This is a genomic window from Pseudomonas nitroreducens TX1 (assembly GCF_000313755.1).
GTDB lineage: Bacteria > Pseudomonadota > Gammaproteobacteria > Pseudomonadales > Pseudomonadaceae > Pseudomonas > Pseudomonas nitroreducens_A.
Window position 1 is genome coordinate 36231 of sequence record NZ_AMZB01000079.1, and the last position, 16201, is coordinate 52431.

Consider the following 16201-nt stretch of genomic DNA (forward strand, 5'->3'; position numbering starts at 1 on the left):
CTAGATGTGTGTAGTGTGCGGTGGGTGTGCATGGTTATCGCGCATAAAGAGAATTAAAAAAGGCGCATCACAAGGCACGCGGGAAATGTTGAAGCGTATAGACGCGCGCCCGCGCCCAACCCCACACACCAGACGCAAAGCCGCCACAGGCCCCGAGTGGACTGGCTTCCCGCTGTGCTGGGTCTGCAAACGCAACCCAACACAAACCCAACACACCCCACACAGAAATGGGCGTCATGCGGCCTTCTGCGTCCGACACTTCACATGCTCCCAGTCATCCACGTCCCAGCCGCTGCCGCGTGCTATCTCCCGCCAGCGCTCTACCACCTTTCCCAGGTCAGCTGCGCGCACTGATACCGGCTGCTCGGGGAAGAAAAACACCCCATGCGCCCGCCGACTTCCATCGCTCCAGGGAAGCGCCGTCGGCGACTTCTCGACCTCCGTCGAAATGAACCCCGAGAACTTCGTATGGCTCAGCGAGTGCTCCTTGTTGCGCTGGCACCACTCAAGGAACAACTGATACAGATCGGTGCTCAGACAGGTCGAGTAAGGGATTCCCAACTCGTTCAAGCGCCACATCCGCTGGAACGTCTGCCAACTGGCCATCGACAGCTCCACGATGCGTTGCCGGGCTAGCGTCTTCGGCGGTCGCGTTCGCTGATTGAAGTCGCCCAGGTCGTAGGACAGCAGATAGTGCAGCAGCGCCGCCGGCCCATCGTTCGCCAGCTCATGGGTGATCGCCCGTTGCTTCTCTGCGGGCAACGTCTCCCGAGGCCACAGCACCATCATTCGCCGATCGTTCTCCCCCAGCGGCCAGGGCAGAATCTCGTTCGAAAGGAACACCGCGTTCAGATAGTTCGCCTCCTCCCAGCCATTCACAAACTTCGACTCCATCCGCACCGTCTTGCCCGTGATCAAGTGCTTGATCTTGCCCTGCTGGTTGTAGCGCTGATCGCGGCTCACCACCTCCTCAAACACCCCATACAGCTTTTCCGACTGCCACACCGTCCAGCTGGATTCCAGCTGCGCTTGCCCGACAGTCGCCGCGTAAGATCCGTAAATCATCCCCATCACATCACTGAGCAACAGGCTCTTACCGCTGCCCTCCATGGTCGAATGCAGCAGCAGCGCCGTATCCATCTTCGTGCCAAGTCGCTGTAGAGGCAGCGCCAACCACTTGGTCAGCCAGTCCGTTTCCTCCTCGACTTCATTGCAGAGGAAGCTCAACAGCCAACGCAGCGTCCTGCACTTCTCCGGCGCGTCCACCGGCTTCAGAGGCAGCCCCTCGAACGTGTTGATATGCGTGCTCGGGTCCACGCGCATCAGCGGGTCGAACACCAGATTGTCAGCCGGGATCACCCGTCTCTGACTACTGTTCAGCCACGCCTTGAAGCGCTCCCCGAGGGCCAGCTTCACCGCATTGGCCGGCAACCGCTCGCACAGCTTCCGGTCCCATATATCCTGGCTGCCATCGAGGTACACATAGCGCTCCACCGGCGACATTTCCTCATCAGGGTCCGCCGCGAACTTCGCGCCCTCCTCCAGCGCCCTTGCCCGATCTGGCTCAATCACCCGCTTCCGCTCATCCTCCTTCCAACCCTTCGCCAAGGCTTTGCCCACCAGGGCCGAGAACGCCATGGGCTTGATAATCACCTTCTCCACCAGGTCAAACACGGACGTTTCGCCGAACACCAGCGCGAAACGCTCCAGCAGCAGATCAGGCGCCCAGGTCGTCACCCCCTCGCCCCCCTCAGGAGGAGCAGCAGCCAGCGATTTTTCAGCCACAGTGTTCGGCTCTGCCGGCGGCTGCTCCCGCCCAGACCGAGCTATGCCCAGCATCCTTGCCGCCGCCTTAACCGCCGCATTGTGGTCGCCGCCGTGATCGAGGATCCGGAACACATCGAACGCGTCATTTCGGTGGCCATTACCCAGCGGGTCACTCCCGTGATGCGAGAACACCGTACCGTCAGCAATCGTGATCCCCGCAATCCCGGTGCTACTTCCAGGGCACAACCACTTCATACCCCGCCGCTCGTACCCGTGCGCCTCCAGCAGCTGCTCCACGTCGTGCGCGCGGTTGAACGCATCCACCACCGACTCACCCGCGCCCGTGGCAGGCGCTGGCCGCTTTGCCTGCTTCGCCTTCATCGGCACCGACTGTTTCGGCGCCCACGGGCAGCACGCCAGCCCGTCGCGCTTCACAATGTCCCAGTTCTGCCACCCGCGCAGCAGCTCCACAGGCAACTCCGGAATCGGCCCCGCCTCCGGCAACGGCGTGCGCCAGGTGTACGGCTGGCCCGTGTCCGGGTGGATCGACGGCGGCAGCACGTCCTGCACATCCCCCGCCCGCAGCTCCAACACCGTAAACGGCCGCACCGCCTCCGCGTCGGCCTGCGCGGCGCTCATCGCCGCCAGCGCCTGCGCCTCCGCCGCATCGTCGCCCACCTTCCGGGCCACCTCCGCTGCCTTCTTCGCGCTGGCCTTGCGCTGGTTCGCCTCGCGGAAAGTCGCCCCCGTCGGGTCTGCCTCATTCGGCCAGGTCAGCTTATGCACCGACAGCTCCACACCAGCAGGAACGCGGAACATCAGCCGCATCCGCGCCGGGTTACCAACCACCGTCGGGAAGTGCAGCGGCAGCGCATCAAGGTCAACGCCCAACACCTCCCACAGCACCTGCCTTGCCGCCGACACATCGTCGACGTCCAGGGAGCACACGCCTGACGGCGCCAACACCACGCCCAGGTTATGCGTCGGGTGCCGGGTCCAGAACTCCACCGCCGCCTCCGCGTCCGTGAAATACCCGCCCGGCTTGTTCCATCCGTTGCCTGCGGGGCCCTTCAAAGCTGGAGGAATCTTGACCACGGCCAGCCCGAAAACGTCGATATAGCGGCCCACCGCTTCTGCGATTGGTATCAGGCGCATTTCCGTACCTCCCCCAGCTGCTCCTCGATCGCCTGGCAGTCCACGCACCGCGTACAACCGCGCACAGCGTTCCGGCGTTCATCCGGAATAGGCGATCCACAATCACTGCAACATAGGGCGGAAATTGCCAGCGTAGCCGCTTCGATCCGCTGCAGACGCTCCGACAGCGCCACCTCCTGATACACCAGCTCATCCGCAAGGGCACGATCCGCCGCGTCAACCATGGAGCAGCCCTCCGCGCACATCTGCCGGCAACAGCGGGTGGCCGCCGCATACCGCGCGGAACACATCCAGGGCTGCGCGGATTAGCCGGGCTGCCATAGCATGAGGCGTCGCCTCCGGTGGACGGCGCCCAATACGTCGCACCGGCATCCCCGCCAGCGCTGCCAGGTCAGCAGCACCGCGCAGCAGCTCGGCCAGGCTCGACAGCAGCGCCGGCGGCTTGCCCGTGTCCACGAACACCGCAAACGAATCCCCCAACGTCCCGTGCAACGCATCGAGCACCACCCGGCGCCCCTCCGGCGTCACATACGCCAGAAAGTCGAGCAGTTCAGGGAGATTCAGTGTTGGCGTGTCGTGCGGGTTGAACTTGTGGGCCAGCGTCGAGACCTTGCGTCCCGTGGCCCGTGCGAAACCAGACACCCCGCCCCGGCACAGCGCCGGGTTCATCGCAACCGCGTGGAGTGCACGAAACAAAGCTATAGTATCGTGGCATTTTGACATGGCAATTTATCCCTAACTCGCCAGTGTCCCGGTGCAATTTATGGGATAAAGTGCGGCCCGTGACTGTCTGGCTAACCGTCGTCAGTCACCGTCAGCGGCGTCGTTCGTGGTGAATAATCCGCTGACGATCGTTGTGACCGGGGGAAGCTCCAAGCCCTCCCCGGCCATGACAGCCAAGCTCTTGTGGTGAGAACTTGGCACCCCGGCGCCTCCCTGGTGCCGGTCGGAGGGAGGGGCGGCCCATGTGGTGCGGGTCCGCCCTTCCCGGTTCCGTCATCTGGTGGTGTCAGTTGACGGATTACCTTCGCCGTTAAGCGGCGGCGCTGTTTTGCTGGCCGGCTTCCGGGGGAAAGACATCATCGAGCGAACACGAAACGCCTCGCGCATTCAACGCAGTGACGATTGCGCGACAGTCATCAAGCGCAGGCTCGCGCCGACCCGTCTCGTAACTACTGAGTCGGCTGGGCGTCCAGCCCATGTCGTGCGCGAGAGCCTTCTGCTGAATTCGCCGCTTTGCTCGAAATTCAGTAATGCGGTTCATTGGCTTGCACTCGTACCAAGTTGGTTAGTGACCAATTCAAGGCTATCTAACAAAGACGCTCTAAGTCAACACATAACGTTATCGCACGTTAATCTACACTTTGGATTTTTATGGAAACCCTAGGCGCCCGGATCAAGCACTACCGAGAGAAGCTCAATCTGTCCCAGGCGGAGCTCGGTAGACTTTGTGGATGGAAAGGTGGGCAGGGCCGAATCGGCAACTACGAGAGAGACTCGCGAGAGCCTACGCTAGACGCAATCGACAAGATCGCAGCAGCGCTTCAGATTCCCGCCTCGACATTGCTCGCCTCGGAACAGCCTTCCACCGATAGCCTGACCCTTCAGTGCGCGGTGATTCCACCATATTTCGAAAATGGTCCTAGCGTGTTCATCAGCCGAGATGAACTCGCCGCAATGGCTTTGGTAGAGCGAAATCTGCGCGTCACAGTGATATCCGACGCCGGTATGGCGCCCCTCCTGCAGCAGGGGGCTCGCGCGATACTGGACACCAGCCAGCAGGAGATTGCCCCCCAAGGCATCTACGCGTTGCATCACGAAGGACGCTTAATGATTCGACAGTTCCTCAGGACGGTTACTGGACGGTGGATTCTTCACTGCGAGAACCCCAATAAGGGAATCTACTTCGACGAACCATTAGAACCAGCCGACATCCAGGCGCTTCCGGTGGCGGGTCGGATCGTCTGGGCCAGTACGGCATTAGTACCCTCTTAGGCGCCTCCTACTCGTAGGAATCTTCACACATAACAAGTTGTTTTGACATTTTGAGGTCTGGATGTAAATTAATCCTCGTCACACCACGACGAGGATTAATCCATGCAAGCCACCATCCACTCGCTGCCTTGCCTGAAGTACCCCGGCACACTGGCGGCGATCGCCCACCAGGCCGCTGAAGCCGGCTGCACCTTCATCCCGACAGCACCGCGCGCCACCACCGCGCAGCGTCCGTCCTCCGACCACCCCGCCGCGATCCACCTGCTGCCCACCGGCCAGAACGTCAATCGCGTTTTCGAAGTCCGCAGGCTCGCCGAGAGCGCCGGCTGCGACTTCATCCGCACCGCCCATGTACAGCCCCAGCGCCCTCACCTGCCCCACGGCCCTTACACCGGGGGTGCAGCATGAATCCGGCAATCCAGGCCCTCATCCTGCAGCTCGTGACCACCGCCCTACAGATCAACGCCCAGGGCAAGTGGCGCGCAAGCGTCGATCTCATGGCGTTCAACAACCAGAGCGTTCACCTGTCCGTGTGCTCGGCAGAAACGGATTTTGAGCTACCTCCCGAACACTGGATATCACGGGATCATCGAGGCGCGATATTGCGCACCCCCGATGACGTGGATTCCGTCAAAAGGCTGAAGGCACTGAACAACTGGCTGCGCCGCTTCCTGCACGTTGATGTCGAGGAGGCCGCATCATGACCGCCTATCTCGCCCTCACCGCCGCGTCCCGCCAGCGCCTGCAACAGCAGGCCGAGCTGAACGGTGTGTTCCATCACACCCTGACTGACGGCGCGGGTCTGTCTGTCCTCGCAACTGTCACGATCGAACAATGCGAGCGCGCTATTGAGGTCAACGTCACCATCGGGGAGCACAGCTGCACCGTCACCATCACGCTGGATCGCCGCCACCCCGACAACCACCACCGAATCGCACGCTTCATCACTGGCGAGGCTAATGGGTACATCCCTTCGGGCTTGCTGGAAGTCGGCGAGCACGAACTGATCAGCAACATGGAAAGTTCTCTGCGCCATGCGCTCCAGCTCGGACGCGGCACCCATTACCTGCCGCTCGATGACATCGAGGTCTGCCTGTTGTTGCACCGCAGCCCCCATGGCATCGACTGCCGACTGGAGGGCCAGGGCGCTACCGTGCATTTCCGCCTGCCCTTCGACCGGCGCCGCGCCTATACGCGGCTGCACGAAACTGTCCGCCAGTTCGTCCAGGGCGTGCGCCTTGCGGGCGACGTTGACCTGGCCAGCGCTGCAGGGTTTTGACCGTGGCTGGCCTCACGCTGCAACAGGCAGCCCACCGCCTCAAGATGACCCGCAAGGAACTGGTCACGGCCATGCGCCGCGCCGGCCTGCTCGATCACCTTGATTACCCGCTGCGGCCTGACCGCGACGGTGCCCATATCTACATCCACCAAGGTGCCTACAGCACACCGCACACCGGCACGCGGCCCAGTTACAGCACCCGAGTCAAAGACACGTCGTTGCGCTGGCTCGCACAGAAGATCGGCCGCGAGCAACCCTTGCCCGAACCGCAGCCCGACCGACGCTTGGCAGGTGACCCATGACCAGCGTTCGGCACACACGCCCGCAGACACCACCACCCGGCCCGCCGGCCAAACCCGGCAGCCAGCAACCCAACCTGCGCTTGCTCCCGGCGCCACGTCCCAACCTCGTCGAATACCTCTTCAGGCTATTCGGCGACGTCCTCGTGCCCGTCGAAGTCGTGCGCGTTCGGTATTTCCGCAACCTCAATGGCGACACCTTCGCCAAGGCGCTGGCCAGCGGCCGAATAGCCCTGCCGGTCACCCGCCTGGACCCAACCCTCAAGGGGCAGCAGTTCATCGAGCTCTATCAACTCGCCGTCTTCATCGATATCCGCTCACACGTTGCCGATGAAGAACTGGCCCGCCGGCTCGCCACCACCGAGCCCACCACGCAAAAGGAGTGACCCCATGGAACACCAGCAGATTGTCGTATTGCTCATCCTCGCCGCCGCCAGCGTCATCCTCGCCCTGATCGCCTACTACAACGGGCGTCACGACGGCGAACGGCGCGGTGCGATCAAGGCCGCCATCTTCGCGGACAAAGTGCTGGAGTTGGAGGACGAGCTGCGCCGCGAACATGACGCCAGCGAACAGCTGGAGCTATCCGTGGAATACGAGCGCTCACAACTCAGACGCCTGCGCGTCGAGGCCGAATGGGGCGCAGCCGAGCTGGAGGAATCTCGGCTCACGCTCCGCCAGCTGTACGATGAAAACCAGCGCTTAGAGGCGCGACTGGGCGCAGAACTCGGCCAGGTGGATGATCTGGCGCAGGCGCTGGTCGCCCAAGCCGAAGCGCATGCGTCCACCAAGCGCCTCGCCGCCGACGCGCTTGAACTGGTGGTGGAACAACTCAACCGCGCCGAGGCCCGCGCCCTGTTGCCGGCAGACGTGCAACACCTGCAACACGCCGCCCGCCAGCTCGGCCAACACGCCGCCCAGTTCCGCCGCACCGGCTCGCAGAAGGTCAACCACGCCCAGGTCGCCGCTGATCACCTCCTGCAGCTGATCCAGCGCGTACAGCCGGCAGCGCAGCAGAGCGAGGAGTCCTCGCCAAGGCGGGCCGCGTGACCCGCGTCCGCCCCGTGCGCCTCAGCCCTGAGGATGCAGGCTTGCTGCAACACCACTACCAGACAGCAACCCGCCAACTCGCTGAGCTGAAACGCTTCGACCGCGCCATGGAGGCGCGGTTACTCCAACACATCGACGGCCCCACCCTGCACCAGCTCAAACGCGAAACCCGCGACCAGCTGCTGGCCCAGGATCTGGAGAACGAACTGCCATGATTCCCTTCGCGCTGTGCCTACTCCGTTACCGGATATTTCCTGAACACGCATCAGACCGTGCTGGACTACGAGTCGTAGTCCTCGCGCTCAATCTCGGGAGTCTGCACTGCCTCCTGAGCCTGCGCGTAGACCTACACTCACACGTCGCGTCCAGCTCTCCGACCACGCGCACCCAGCGTGGCAGTTGCATTGCCGAGCCCACCAGCGGCCCTACGCCAATGACAACCAGGGAGCAAATCATGACGACCCCCGCCACCACTACGACTCTTCCGCTGGCAAGACAGCAAAATCGCAGTGAACAGGCCCAGGCCGCAGCTAGGGAAATCATCCTCACCGCGAGGTTTATCTGCCACTTCGACATCACCGGCCAGATCCACCTCGCCGAGCTACAGGCCGGGACACTCTGCATCCATCCCGCCGACCTGCCGGCCGCGATCGCAGCCGGCACCCTGCCCCGCGACCTTCTGCTGGCCATCGTAGCGGCCGCAACTGCGCGCCTTGGCATGGCATTACCCGGGGGACCTGATGAATAAGCTGGCACTTTTCTCAGGCGCTGGCGGAGGGATTCTTGCCGGCAAGCTGCTCGGCTGGCGGACAGTCTGCGCCGTGGAGATCAACGCCTACCGCGCTAGACGACTCATGCAGCGCCAAGATGAAGGACATCTGCCACCGTTCCCCATTTGGGATGATGTTCGCTCCTTCGACGGACGCCCATGGCGCGGCCTTATTGACATTGTATCGGAAGGCTTTCCCTGTACGGACATCACTCGTGCAGGGAAGAAAGAAGGCATCGAGGGCGAGGCAAGCGGGGTATGGGTGGAAGTACCCCGCATCCTTCGCGAAGTACGCCCTCGATTCGCGTTCTTGGAGAACGCGGCAGAACTGCCTCATCGAGGGCTCGGCCGTGTTCTCGGCGACCTGGCCGAGCTGGGGTTCGATGCTCGCTGGTGTGTGCTCGGATCAAACGACATCGGCGCCGATCACGTCCGCAAGCGGACGTGGATCCTGGCCGACTCCATGCCATGGCTCCAACCACTGGGGCGGGACATTCCAGGAGGTTGGCGGAAGCAAGAACAAATTGCGTGGAACGCCCACCGGCAAGCTGTATGTGAACCCGGATTTTTGGGAAAGCCTGATGGGATGGCCGATCGGATGGACCGGAATCGCGCCATTGGCGATGGCCAGGACCCGCGAGTGGCAGCGGCAGCATTCGCCATGCTCGCCGCTGACTGGCTGTAGGGAGGAGACCGCATGACTACCAAGAACCTCACGCGATGCATCGAGGACGCCCTAGATGGAGCCTGTAGGGATGTCGATTCCATCGAGGAAATGGCCGCCATCATTGCAACCGCCGTCAGCGAAAGCCTGCAGTGGGTAGAATGCACCACGGCAGACGATGACGCCAGGGTACTGATGCCTTCCCCCGAGCTGCAGGAGCTGTACGAGGCCGCACGGACTGGCGACGAGGCGACATTGACCGTCAGCGCCAAAGCCTTGCGCGAAGCAATGCAGGCCCGCCCACCAGCTACACCAGTCGCCACCCTGCTGCCCGGAGATCCTGACGACGAACGCAATGGCCTTTGGCTCGATCGTAAGGATACGGCGAGGATGGCTCAGCTACCGGCAGGAACCAGGCTTTACACCCAGCATCCAGCCGCAACCCCTACCGGGCAGATCCTCGATCAGATCCACCTCGAACGCGCCCGCCAGGTGGCCGTCGAAGGCTGGACCCTCGCCCACGATGCCGAGCACGATGGTGGCCAGCTTGCCGACGCTGCTGGCTGCCTCGCCTTGTGGGCTGCTGGCCAGCCGTCGGAGCTTTGGCGCGTGATGTGGCCATGGGATAGCCAGTGGCTGAAACCCAGCAGCCCGCGCCGCCTGCTGATCAAGGCCGGCGCCCTCATCGTCGCCGAACTCGAACGCCTCGATCGCTGCGCCGAATTCGGAGTGCCGACGCCCAGCATGGTGAGAGACTTATGACCCACACCAAACCTGTGCCCGGCCCTGCCTCCGAGTTCCTGACCGAGGCCGAACTGTGCAGCATGCTGGGCGTCGTTTGGCCAAGTAAGCAGATCCAGTGGCTGCAGGCTCACCACTGGGTCTACGAGGTCAACGCCGCCGGACGCCCCATCGTCGGCCGCATCTACGCGCGTCTGAAGCTGGCCGGCGTGAAGCCCACCAGCTCGGCCGCTGTCGAGGAACCTTGGCAACTCGACTTGAGGGACGTCAGCTGATGGGCCGCCCCCGCAAAAAGGAGAACAGCAACCTCCCCCCGCGCATGCTCAAACGCGTGCGCGTGTTGAAATCAGGTAAAGAATGGGTCGGCTACTACTACCTTGGCCGCAAGGAGGACGGCAAGGTCAAGGAAATCCCTCTCGGGACCGACCTCGGCGAGGCGCTGCAGGAATGGGCACGCCTCGCCCGGGCAACACCTCCGAAAACCATCCGCTACATGTCGGAGCTGTTCGACCGCTACGAAAACGAGATCATCCCAACCAAGTCCAAGCGCTCCCAGGACGACAATCGAAAATACGAGCTGCCGCGCCTGCGCAAGGCGTTCGATAAAGCCCCTATCGGCGCGATCACGCCCCAGGTGATTGCGCAGTACCGGGACGCACGGACGGCAAAAACACGCGGCAATCGCGAGATTGCCCTCCTTTCCCACGTCTTTACTCTCGCGCGGGAATGGGGCTACCACGACGGCGCCAACCCCTGCGCCGGGGTCCGCCGCAATAAAGAGCGCCCGCGGAGCTTTTATGCGGGCCACGACGTTTGGTCCGCCGTCTACGCCCAAGCCTGCCAGGAGCTGCGCGACGCAATGGATATGGCCTATTTGGCTGGCCAGCGCCCAGCAGACACCCTCAAGGTGGCCACTGGCGACCTGACCCCGGATTTCCTGCTGGTCGCCCAGGGCAAGACGACGATAAAGCTGCGCGTGCGGCTGCACGTCGAGGGCGAAGCCACGGGGCTGGGCAAGTTCATCGACGGCCTACTGGAGCGCCGCAAGCTCGCCGGCATCACCAGCTCGACGCTGATCACCAACAGTCGGGGGTTGCGCCTGAGCTACCGCATGCTCGTCAACCGCTGGAACGAAGCACGCAACCAGGCTGCCGCAGCCGCGATCGAGGCCCACGACAAGCCGCTGGCGGAGCGGATCAAGGCATTCGTGTTCAGCGACATACGCCCCAAAGCCGCGAGCGAGATCGAGGACATCGCTGACGCCAGCAAGCTGCTGGGCCACAGCAAAGAAGAGATTACGAAGAAGGTCTACCGCCGTGTCGGCGAAGTAGTCAAACCGACCCGCTAACCCTCCCCGCCGGGGCCGAGTAACGGAAACGATTCGAAAATAACGGAAATGATGCAGGAAAGGCAGAAAGCAAAAAGCCCCGTAAATGCTTGATCTACGGGGCTTTCTGTTTGGAGGCTGAGGTCGGAATCGAACCGGCGTTCACGGATTTGCAATCCGGTGCATAACCACTCTGCTACTCAGCCATAACACGGATGACTCAAAGCGAATCATCAAAATCTGGAGCGGGAAACGAGACTCGAACTCGCGACCCCGACCTTGGCAAGGTCGTGCTCTACCAACTGAGCTATTCCCGCGTTGTCGTGTTGACGGGCGCCATTCTAACGTTTCAGAAATGCCTGTCAACTCCTTGATTCAAAAATAGTTATTTCTCTTTCGGGGTCGTATTCAGGTGCGGCCAGGCAGCCAACAGATAGTGCAGCATCGACCACAAGGTAAGAATGGCAGCGACGATCAGAAGGGCATAGCCCACCAGGACCCAGAAGGTCATCAGCGGCGGATTGGCCAACAATATGACCAGCGCGAGCATCTGTGCCGCCGTCTTCCATTTGCCCAGGCTGGAAACAGCCACATGCGCCCGGGCTCCGATCTCGGCCATCCACTCACGCAGCGCCGATACCACAATCTCGCGGCCGATGATGATGGCAGCAGGCAGTGTCAGCCACAGGTTCGAGTGCTCCTCCACCAGCAGCACCAGTGCAGTGGCGACCATCAGCTTGTCCGCCACCGGATCGAGGAAAGCGCCAAAGGGCGTGCTCTGTCCCAATCGGCGCGCCAGGTAGCCATCCAGCCAGTCGGTAGCGGCGGCAAGAGCGAAGACCGCACTGGCAGCCAGATGACTGGCCGGGAACGGGAGATAGAACAGCAGGATGAAGATCGGAATGAGCAGAACGCGGAGCAGTGTAAGCAGGTTCGGGATATTCATCGGTCAGTAGGTCTGCGAGTTGAGCCGGCATTCTACTCGCTGTGCAGTGCAGCATAAATCTGCTCTGCCAGCTTTTTACTGATGCCGGGGGCCTTGGCGATTTCTTCGATACTGGCTCTGCCCAATTCCTGCAACCCGCCAAAATGCTTGAGCAGGTCGCGGCGGCGCTTGGGTCCGACGCCAGCGACCTCCTCCAGGGTTGAAGTGCGGCGCGCCTTGCCCCGGCGGGCACGGTGCCCGGTGATGGCAAAGCGATGCGCCTCGTCGCGAATCTGCTGAATCAGATGCAAGGCCGGCGAGTCGGCGGGCAAGGTGAATTCGTGTTCGGCGTCATTGAGGTAAAGCGTCTCGAGGCCAGGCTTGCGGGTGACGCCCTTGGCGACACCGAGCAGCGTAAGTCCAACGACTGCCAACTCCTGAAGCACTTCCTGGGCCATCGCGAGCTGCCCCTTGCCGCCATCCACCAGGAGAATATCGGGCATCTTGCCCTCACCTTCCTTCAGACGGCTGAAACGACGCGTCAGTGCCTGGTGCATGGCGGCGTAATCATCGCCACCGGTAATGCCCTCGATATTGAAGCGCCGATAGTCCGACTTCAGGGCGCCCTCCGGCCCAAAGACCACGCAGGAAGCGACGGTCGCCTCGCCGCTGGAATGACTGATATCGAAGCATTCGAGGCGCTGCGGGGGCTCCGGCAGATCCAGCGCCTCACCCAGCGCATCGAAGCGTGCCGCCATGTGTTGGCGGTTCGCGAGGCGCGCGGCCAGCGCCTGTTCGGCATTGGTAACCGCCAGTTGTTGCCAGCGTGCACGCGTGCCTCGCACTCGCGGAGTGATTTCCAGCAGGCGGCCACGGGACTCCTCGATGGCCGCTGCGAGGACCGGGAAGTCTTCATGCACGGCGTTGACGATCAGTTCGTTCGGCAGATCGCGCTCGTGATGGCTGAGGTAGTACTGCCCGAGGAAGGCCAGCAGGACGTCGCCCACCTCCTCCTCGATCGCCACCTGCGGGAAGAAATTCTTGCTGCCCAGCACCCGACCGCCGCGCACGCTTATCAGGTGCACGCAGGCGCCGCCCGGGGTGACGATGGCTGCCACCACATCGACATTGCCCGTGCCGAACTCCATGCTCTGCTGGTCCTGCACTCGGCGCAGAATCTGCACTTGGTCGCGCAACTCCGCCGCCTTCTCGAAGTCCAGGCGCATCGCCGCCTGCTCCATGCTGGTGGACAACTCTTCGGCCAGCACATTGCTTCGTCCTTCGAGAAACATGATCGAGTGACGCACGTCTTCGGCGTACTCCTCCTCGCTCACCAGCCCGACGCAAGGAGCCTTGCAACGCTTGATCTGGTATTGCAGGCACGGACGCGTGCGGTTGCGGTAGTAGCTATCCTCGCATTGGCGCACGAAGAATGCCTTCTGCAGCAACGCCAGGCTTTCGCGAATGGCGCCGGCGCTGGGGTATGGGCCAAAGTAACGCCCTTTGGCCTTCTTGGCACCCCGGTGGATAGTCAGGCGCGGGAACGGGTCCTCGCTCGACAGGAAGACGTAGGGATACGACTTATCGTCGCGCAGGAGAATGTTGTAAGGCGGTCGCCATTCCTTGATCAGCGTCTGCTCGAGCAGCAGCGCCTCGGTCTCGTTGGCAGTAATGGTGGTCTCGACCTGGGCGATTTTCGCCACCAGGGCGGCCGTCTTGGGCGCCAGGCCGGATTTGCGGAAATAACTGGAGAGACGCTTCTTGAGGTCCTTCGCCTTGCCGACGTACAGCAGCTTGGCCTCGGCATCGAACATGCGATAAACGCCCGGCCGTCCGCTGCACGTCGCCAGGAAGGCCGCCGAATCGAACGCTTGCACCATGATCAGTTGCTGGCGTCGACCATGCCGTGCCGAACAGCCAGCAACGCCAGCTCTACGTCACTGGTGATCGAGAGTTTTTCGAAAATGCGGTAGCGGTAGGTATTCACGGTCTTGGGCGAGAGGCACAGCTTGTCCGAAATGCTCTGCACCTTATGGCAGTTCGCGATCATCAGCGCGATCTGGATTTCGCGCTCGGACAAGGTATCGAACGGCGATGCGTTTCTTTCCGGCTCGAAGGATTTCAGCGCAAGGTTCTGGGCTATTTGTGGGCTGATATAGCGCTGGCCGGCAAACACCTGGCGAATGGCCTGGACCATCTCGTCCAGGGCGGCGCCCTTGGTGAGGTAACCGGCCGCGCCCGCTTGCATCAGGCGGGTCGGGAAGGGGTCTTCCTCGCAAACCGTCACCACCACGACACGCACGTCGGGCTGGCTGCGCAGCAGCTTGCGAGTAGCTTCGAGACCGCCGATGCCTGGCATCTTCACATCCATCAGCACGACGTCAGGCTTGAGCTCGCGAGCCAGTTGCAGCCCTCGCTCGCCGGAGTCGGCCTGCCCGACGACCTGCAGGCCGTCGATGTCAGCCAGCATGCGGGTAATTCCGGTGCGCACCAGATCGTGATCATCGACCACCAGCACCTTAATCACGCAGCACCCCTTGAACAGAATGGAATGGCGAGCCCCGAAAAGAGACTCCGAACAATTGCCGAACCTTAACAGAAAGCGGCTCTACGACCTAGCTTGGAAGCGGTTCGCCAAAATGCAAGCGCCAGAGAAATGCAGCGCAGGTGGGATAAATGCTGACAGATGCTTGCCGGGCCGTCTAGGACGGCCGTACCGGGAATTCTTTACCAGGAAGGAACGATGGCAATACAGATGGATCTCAGGCTTCGACGGCATCCAGCAGGGCCCAGGGCTTGTAGCCTGCGGCGCGCGCTGCCTTTTCCGCTTCCAGGATCGCCTCGGTGCGGCTCAATGAGCGCGAACGATGCTCGAAGCGAAATGCGGGCCCGCTGTCTGCGCGCACACTCAGAACAATCAAATAGCCCCGCATGGGATTACTGGCTTCCCGAGTGGTTTTCACTTTCCTCGGAGCAACGCCCAGCGCTTCACGCATCTGCCGCTCGAGATCTTCGACTTGGTTCATTCAGAGTTTTCCGAAGGGTGGTACTTGAAGTTTAACTGAGCGGATCAGCGTCCTACAGAAGCATCTATCGGGATGACCGACTTTTCTGACATTCATCACTTAATCGCCGACCCGCGAGTTAAGAGGGGGCAAGCTGCCGGCGCGCCCGACAGCAATTGCCCATAAACGCGAAAGCCCCGCATGGCGGGGCTTTCAACGTTGTAATAGTGGCGGAAGCGTAGAGATTCGAACTCTAGGACAGTTGCCCGTCGACGGTTTTCAAGACCGTTGCCTTAAACCACTCGGCCACGCTTCCACATGAGCGGGCGGCAATATTACCGGATCGCAACACACTGTCAAACTCTGATGATTCAGCACGCTTTTTCGTCTGTTATGATTGGCACCACTACGGTCATGGATCCGTATCCCGCTTAACAGGAGTGTCTCGACATGCAAGAACGGCAATATCTCGACTCCACAGCCGTGGAGCAGAAAGAGGTCAGCGGCGTCCTGCGCAATACCTACGGCCTGTTGGCCCTGACCCTGGCCTTCAGCGGCCTGGTGGCCTACGCCTCGCAGCAACTGCGCCTGCCCTACCTGGGCCCCATCGTTACTCTGCTTGGCTTCTACGGCCTGTTCTTCCTCACCGTGAAGCTGCGCAACAGCGGCTGGGGCCTGGTCAGCACCTTCGCCCTCACCGGCTTCATGGGCTACACCCTCGGCCCGATCCTGAACATGTACCTGGGCATGGCCAATGGTGCGAGCGTGATCTCGTCGGCCTTCTTCATGACCGCCCTGGTGTTCTTCGGCCTGTCCGCCTACGTACTGACGACCCGCAAGGACATGAGTTTCCTGTCCGGCTTCATCACCGCGGGCTTCTTCGTGCTGCTGGGCGCCGTGCTGGTTTCGCTGTTCTTCCAGATCAGTGGCCTGCAACTGGCCATCAGCGTCGGCTTCGTGCTGTTCTCCTCGGCGATGATCCTGTTCCAGACCAGCGCGATCATCCACGGTGGCGAGCGCAACTACATCATGGCCACCATCAGCCTGTACGTGTCGATCTACAACCTGTTCATCAGCCTGTTGCAGATCTTCGGCATCATGGGCAGCGACGACTGATCGTCACGCCCCAGGAAAAAGCCCGTCTCGACGGGCTTTTTTCATTTTCAGCGCGGCAAACATCCGCGTAGCGCCGTATCATTCAGCGAAAATTCGCCGATCAGGCCCG

22 protein-coding genes and 3 tRNA genes are annotated in these 16201 nt (G+C 62.0%); 14 read left to right on the forward strand and 11 right to left on the reverse strand.

The window, feature by feature from the left end; genetic code table 11:
- Window positions 1-234: 234 nt before the first annotated feature.
- The 4 genes from C167_RS0104440 to C167_RS33590 all read right to left on the reverse strand — a co-directional run bounded on the left by C167_RS0104440 (window position 235) and on the right by C167_RS33590 (window position 4186).
- On the reverse strand, window positions 235-2922 hold the full coding sequence (locus tag C167_RS0104440) for a bifunctional DNA primase/polymerase (protein WP_017517056.1): 2688 nt from the start codon (window positions 2920-2922) through the stop codon (window positions 235-237).
- A complete protein-coding gene (locus tag C167_RS35270; protein WP_327134331.1) occupies window positions 2913-3212 on the reverse strand; it encodes a TraR/DksA C4-type zinc finger protein in 300 nt (99 codons plus the stop codon). The genes C167_RS0104440 and C167_RS35270 overlap by 10 nt, the downstream gene beginning before the upstream one ends.
- Window positions 3139-3645 carry a phage regulatory CII family protein gene (locus tag C167_RS34235; RefSeq protein ID WP_017517058.1) on the reverse strand — a complete coding sequence of 169 codons (507 nt, stop codon included), beginning with the start codon at window positions 3643-3645 and terminating at the stop codon, window positions 3139-3141. Before C167_RS34235 ends, C167_RS35270 begins: the two co-directional genes overlap by 74 nt.
- A gap of 310 nt (window positions 3646-3955) precedes the next feature.
- A complete protein-coding gene (locus C167_RS33590) occupies window positions 3956-4186 on the reverse strand; it encodes a helix-turn-helix transcriptional regulator (RefSeq protein WP_017517059.1) in 231 nt (76 codons plus the stop codon).
- A 110-nt stretch (window positions 4187-4296) separates the two neighbouring features.
- On the opposite strand from C167_RS33590, the gene C167_RS33210 reads away from it, so the two are divergent.
- The 13 genes from C167_RS33210 (at window position 4297) to C167_RS0104520 (ending at window position 11067) form a co-directional block, all read left to right on the forward strand.
- Window positions 4297-4917, forward strand: coding sequence for an XRE family transcriptional regulator (locus tag C167_RS33210; RefSeq protein ID WP_017517060.1), 621 nt, complete (start codon window positions 4297-4299; stop codon window positions 4915-4917).
- A gap of 102 nt (window positions 4918-5019) precedes the next feature.
- Complete coding sequence (locus tag C167_RS32220; protein ID WP_017517061.1) at window positions 5020-5325, forward strand: hypothetical protein; 306 nt, start codon at window positions 5020-5022, stop codon at window positions 5323-5325.
- Window positions 5322-5621 (forward strand): hypothetical protein, encoded by a 300-nt coding sequence (locus C167_RS0104470; RefSeq protein WP_017517062.1) that lies wholly within the window; start codon window positions 5322-5324, stop codon window positions 5619-5621. The genes C167_RS32220 and C167_RS0104470 overlap by 4 nt, the downstream gene beginning before the upstream one ends.
- The gene (locus C167_RS0104475) at window positions 5618-6196 is read left to right on the forward strand and encodes a hypothetical protein (RefSeq protein ID WP_017517063.1); all 579 of its coding nucleotides are present in this window, start codon (window positions 5618-5620) and stop codon (window positions 6194-6196) included. The genes C167_RS0104470 and C167_RS0104475 overlap by 4 nt, the downstream gene beginning before the upstream one ends.
- 2 nt (window positions 6197-6198) lie before the next feature.
- Complete coding sequence (locus tag C167_RS0104480) at window positions 6199-6498, forward strand: hypothetical protein (RefSeq protein ID WP_037005987.1); 300 nt, start codon at window positions 6199-6201, stop codon at window positions 6496-6498.
- Entirely contained in the window at window positions 6495-6881 is a 387-nt protein-coding gene (locus C167_RS0104485; protein WP_017517065.1) for a pyocin activator PrtN family protein, read from the forward strand. The genes C167_RS0104480 and C167_RS0104485 overlap by 4 nt, the downstream gene beginning before the upstream one ends.
- Before the next feature lie 4 nt (window positions 6882-6885).
- The gene (locus C167_RS0104490) at window positions 6886-7545 is read left to right on the forward strand and encodes a hypothetical protein (protein ID WP_017517066.1); all 660 of its coding nucleotides are present in this window, start codon (window positions 6886-6888) and stop codon (window positions 7543-7545) included.
- Window positions 7542-7760, forward strand: coding sequence for a hypothetical protein (locus tag C167_RS0104495; RefSeq protein ID WP_017517067.1), 219 nt, complete (start codon window positions 7542-7544; stop codon window positions 7758-7760). Before C167_RS0104490 ends, C167_RS0104495 begins: the two co-directional genes overlap by 4 nt.
- A gap of 239 nt (window positions 7761-7999) precedes the next feature.
- Window positions 8000-8293, forward strand: a complete 294-nt coding sequence (locus tag C167_RS0104500; RefSeq protein ID WP_017517068.1) for a hypothetical protein — start codon at window positions 8000-8002, stop codon at window positions 8291-8293.
- Window positions 8286-8999: a DNA cytosine methyltransferase gene (locus C167_RS33595; RefSeq protein WP_017517069.1), complete on the forward strand. Its 714-nt coding sequence runs from the start codon at window positions 8286-8288 to the stop codon at window positions 8997-8999. Before C167_RS0104500 ends, C167_RS33595 begins: the two co-directional genes overlap by 8 nt.
- A gap of 12 nt (window positions 9000-9011) precedes the next feature.
- On the forward strand, window positions 9012-9740 hold the full coding sequence (locus tag C167_RS33215) for a hypothetical protein (RefSeq protein ID WP_017517070.1): 729 nt from the start codon (window positions 9012-9014) through the stop codon (window positions 9738-9740).
- The gene (locus tag C167_RS0104515) at window positions 9737-9994 is read left to right on the forward strand and encodes a DUF4224 domain-containing protein (protein WP_017517071.1); all 258 of its coding nucleotides are present in this window, start codon (window positions 9737-9739) and stop codon (window positions 9992-9994) included. The genes C167_RS33215 and C167_RS0104515 overlap by 4 nt, the downstream gene beginning before the upstream one ends.
- A complete protein-coding gene (locus C167_RS0104520; protein ID WP_017517072.1) occupies window positions 9994-11067 on the forward strand; it encodes an integrase in 1074 nt (357 codons plus the stop codon). The genes C167_RS0104515 and C167_RS0104520 overlap by 1 nt, the downstream gene beginning before the upstream one ends.
- 111 nt (window positions 11068-11178) lie before the next feature.
- Here C167_RS0104520 and C167_RS0104525 read toward each other — a convergent pair.
- The 7 genes from C167_RS0104525 to C167_RS0104560 all read right to left on the reverse strand — a co-directional run bounded on the left by C167_RS0104525 (window position 11179) and on the right by C167_RS0104560 (window position 15292).
- Window positions 11179-11252 (reverse strand) — tRNA-Cys (locus C167_RS0104525).
- A 35-nt stretch (window positions 11253-11287) separates the two neighbouring features.
- Window positions 11288-11363 (reverse strand) — tRNA-Gly (locus C167_RS0104530).
- 68 nt (window positions 11364-11431) lie between these two features.
- The gene (gene pgsA, locus C167_RS0104535) at window positions 11432-11992 is read right to left on the reverse strand and encodes a CDP-diacylglycerol--glycerol-3-phosphate 3-phosphatidyltransferase (protein WP_017517073.1); all 561 of its coding nucleotides are present in this window, start codon (window positions 11990-11992) and stop codon (window positions 11432-11434) included.
- Between the two features lie 32 nt (window positions 11993-12024).
- Window positions 12025-13851: an excinuclease ABC subunit UvrC gene (gene uvrC / locus C167_RS0104540; protein WP_017517074.1), complete on the reverse strand. Its 1827-nt coding sequence runs from the start codon at window positions 13849-13851 to the stop codon at window positions 12025-12027.
- Window positions 13852-13853: 2 nt separating this feature from the next.
- Window positions 13854-14498 (reverse strand): UvrY/SirA/GacA family response regulator transcription factor, encoded by a 645-nt coding sequence (uvrY, locus tag C167_RS0104545; protein WP_017517075.1) that lies wholly within the window; start codon window positions 14496-14498, stop codon window positions 13854-13856.
- 235 nt (window positions 14499-14733) lie between these two features.
- Window positions 14734-14997: a hypothetical protein gene (locus C167_RS33600; protein ID WP_235154288.1), complete on the reverse strand. Its 264-nt coding sequence runs from the start codon at window positions 14995-14997 to the stop codon at window positions 14734-14736.
- Window positions 14998-15204: 207 nt separating this feature from the next.
- Window positions 15205-15292 (reverse strand) — tRNA-Ser (locus C167_RS0104560).
- Between the two features lie 134 nt (window positions 15293-15426).
- On the opposite strand from C167_RS0104560, the gene C167_RS0104565 reads away from it, so the two are divergent.
- Window positions 15427-16092: a Bax inhibitor-1/YccA family protein gene (locus C167_RS0104565; protein WP_017517077.1), complete on the forward strand. Its 666-nt coding sequence runs from the start codon at window positions 15427-15429 to the stop codon at window positions 16090-16092.
- Window positions 16093-16201 lie beyond the last annotated feature (109 nt).

What these genes read in the sequence shown, in the direction of transcription:
- C167_RS0104440 (WP_017517056.1), bottom strand. Translation starts at nt 2,922, where the DNA reads ATGCGCCTGATACCAATCGCAGAAGCGGTGGGCCGCTATATCGACGTT.
- C167_RS35270 (WP_327134331.1), bottom strand. Translation starts at nt 3,212, where the DNA reads ATGTGTTCCGCGCGGTATGCGGCGGCCACCCGCTGTTGCCGGCAGATG.
- C167_RS34235 (WP_017517058.1), bottom strand. Translation starts at nt 3,645, where the DNA reads ATGTCAAAATGCCACGATACTATAGCTTTGTTTCGTGCACTCCACGCG.
- C167_RS33590 (WP_017517059.1), bottom strand. Translation starts at nt 4,186, where the DNA reads ATGAACCGCATTACTGAATTTCGAGCAAAGCGGCGAATTCAGCAGAAG.
- C167_RS33210 (WP_017517060.1), top strand. Translation starts at nt 4,297, where the DNA reads ATGGAAACCCTAGGCGCCCGGATCAAGCACTACCGAGAGAAGCTCAAT.
- C167_RS32220 (WP_017517061.1), top strand. Translation starts at nt 5,020, where the DNA reads ATGCAAGCCACCATCCACTCGCTGCCTTGCCTGAAGTACCCCGGCACA.
- C167_RS0104470 (WP_017517062.1), top strand. Translation starts at nt 5,322, where the DNA reads ATGAATCCGGCAATCCAGGCCCTCATCCTGCAGCTCGTGACCACCGCC.
- C167_RS0104475 (WP_017517063.1), top strand. Translation starts at nt 5,618, where the DNA reads ATGACCGCCTATCTCGCCCTCACCGCCGCGTCCCGCCAGCGCCTGCAA.
- C167_RS0104485 (WP_017517065.1), top strand. Translation starts at nt 6,495, where the DNA reads ATGACCAGCGTTCGGCACACACGCCCGCAGACACCACCACCCGGCCCG.
- C167_RS0104490 (WP_017517066.1), top strand. Translation starts at nt 6,886, where the DNA reads ATGGAACACCAGCAGATTGTCGTATTGCTCATCCTCGCCGCCGCCAGC.
- C167_RS0104500 (WP_017517068.1), top strand. Translation starts at nt 8,000, where the DNA reads ATGACGACCCCCGCCACCACTACGACTCTTCCGCTGGCAAGACAGCAA.
- C167_RS33595 (WP_017517069.1), top strand. Translation starts at nt 8,286, where the DNA reads ATGAATAAGCTGGCACTTTTCTCAGGCGCTGGCGGAGGGATTCTTGCC.
- C167_RS33215 (WP_017517070.1), top strand. Translation starts at nt 9,012, where the DNA reads ATGACTACCAAGAACCTCACGCGATGCATCGAGGACGCCCTAGATGGA.
- C167_RS0104515 (WP_017517071.1), top strand. Translation starts at nt 9,737, where the DNA reads ATGACCCACACCAAACCTGTGCCCGGCCCTGCCTCCGAGTTCCTGACC.
- C167_RS0104520 (WP_017517072.1), top strand. Translation starts at nt 9,994, where the DNA reads ATGGGCCGCCCCCGCAAAAAGGAGAACAGCAACCTCCCCCCGCGCATG.
- pgsA (WP_017517073.1), bottom strand. Translation starts at nt 11,992, where the DNA reads ATGAATATCCCGAACCTGCTTACACTGCTCCGCGTTCTGCTCATTCCG.
- uvrC (WP_017517074.1), bottom strand. Translation starts at nt 13,851, where the DNA reads ATGGTGCAAGCGTTCGATTCGGCGGCCTTCCTGGCGACGTGCAGCGGA.
- C167_RS33600 (WP_235154288.1), bottom strand. Translation starts at nt 14,997, where the DNA reads ATGAACCAAGTCGAAGATCTCGAGCGGCAGATGCGTGAAGCGCTGGGC.
- C167_RS0104565 (WP_017517077.1), top strand. Translation starts at nt 15,427, where the DNA reads ATGCAAGAACGGCAATATCTCGACTCCACAGCCGTGGAGCAGAAAGAG.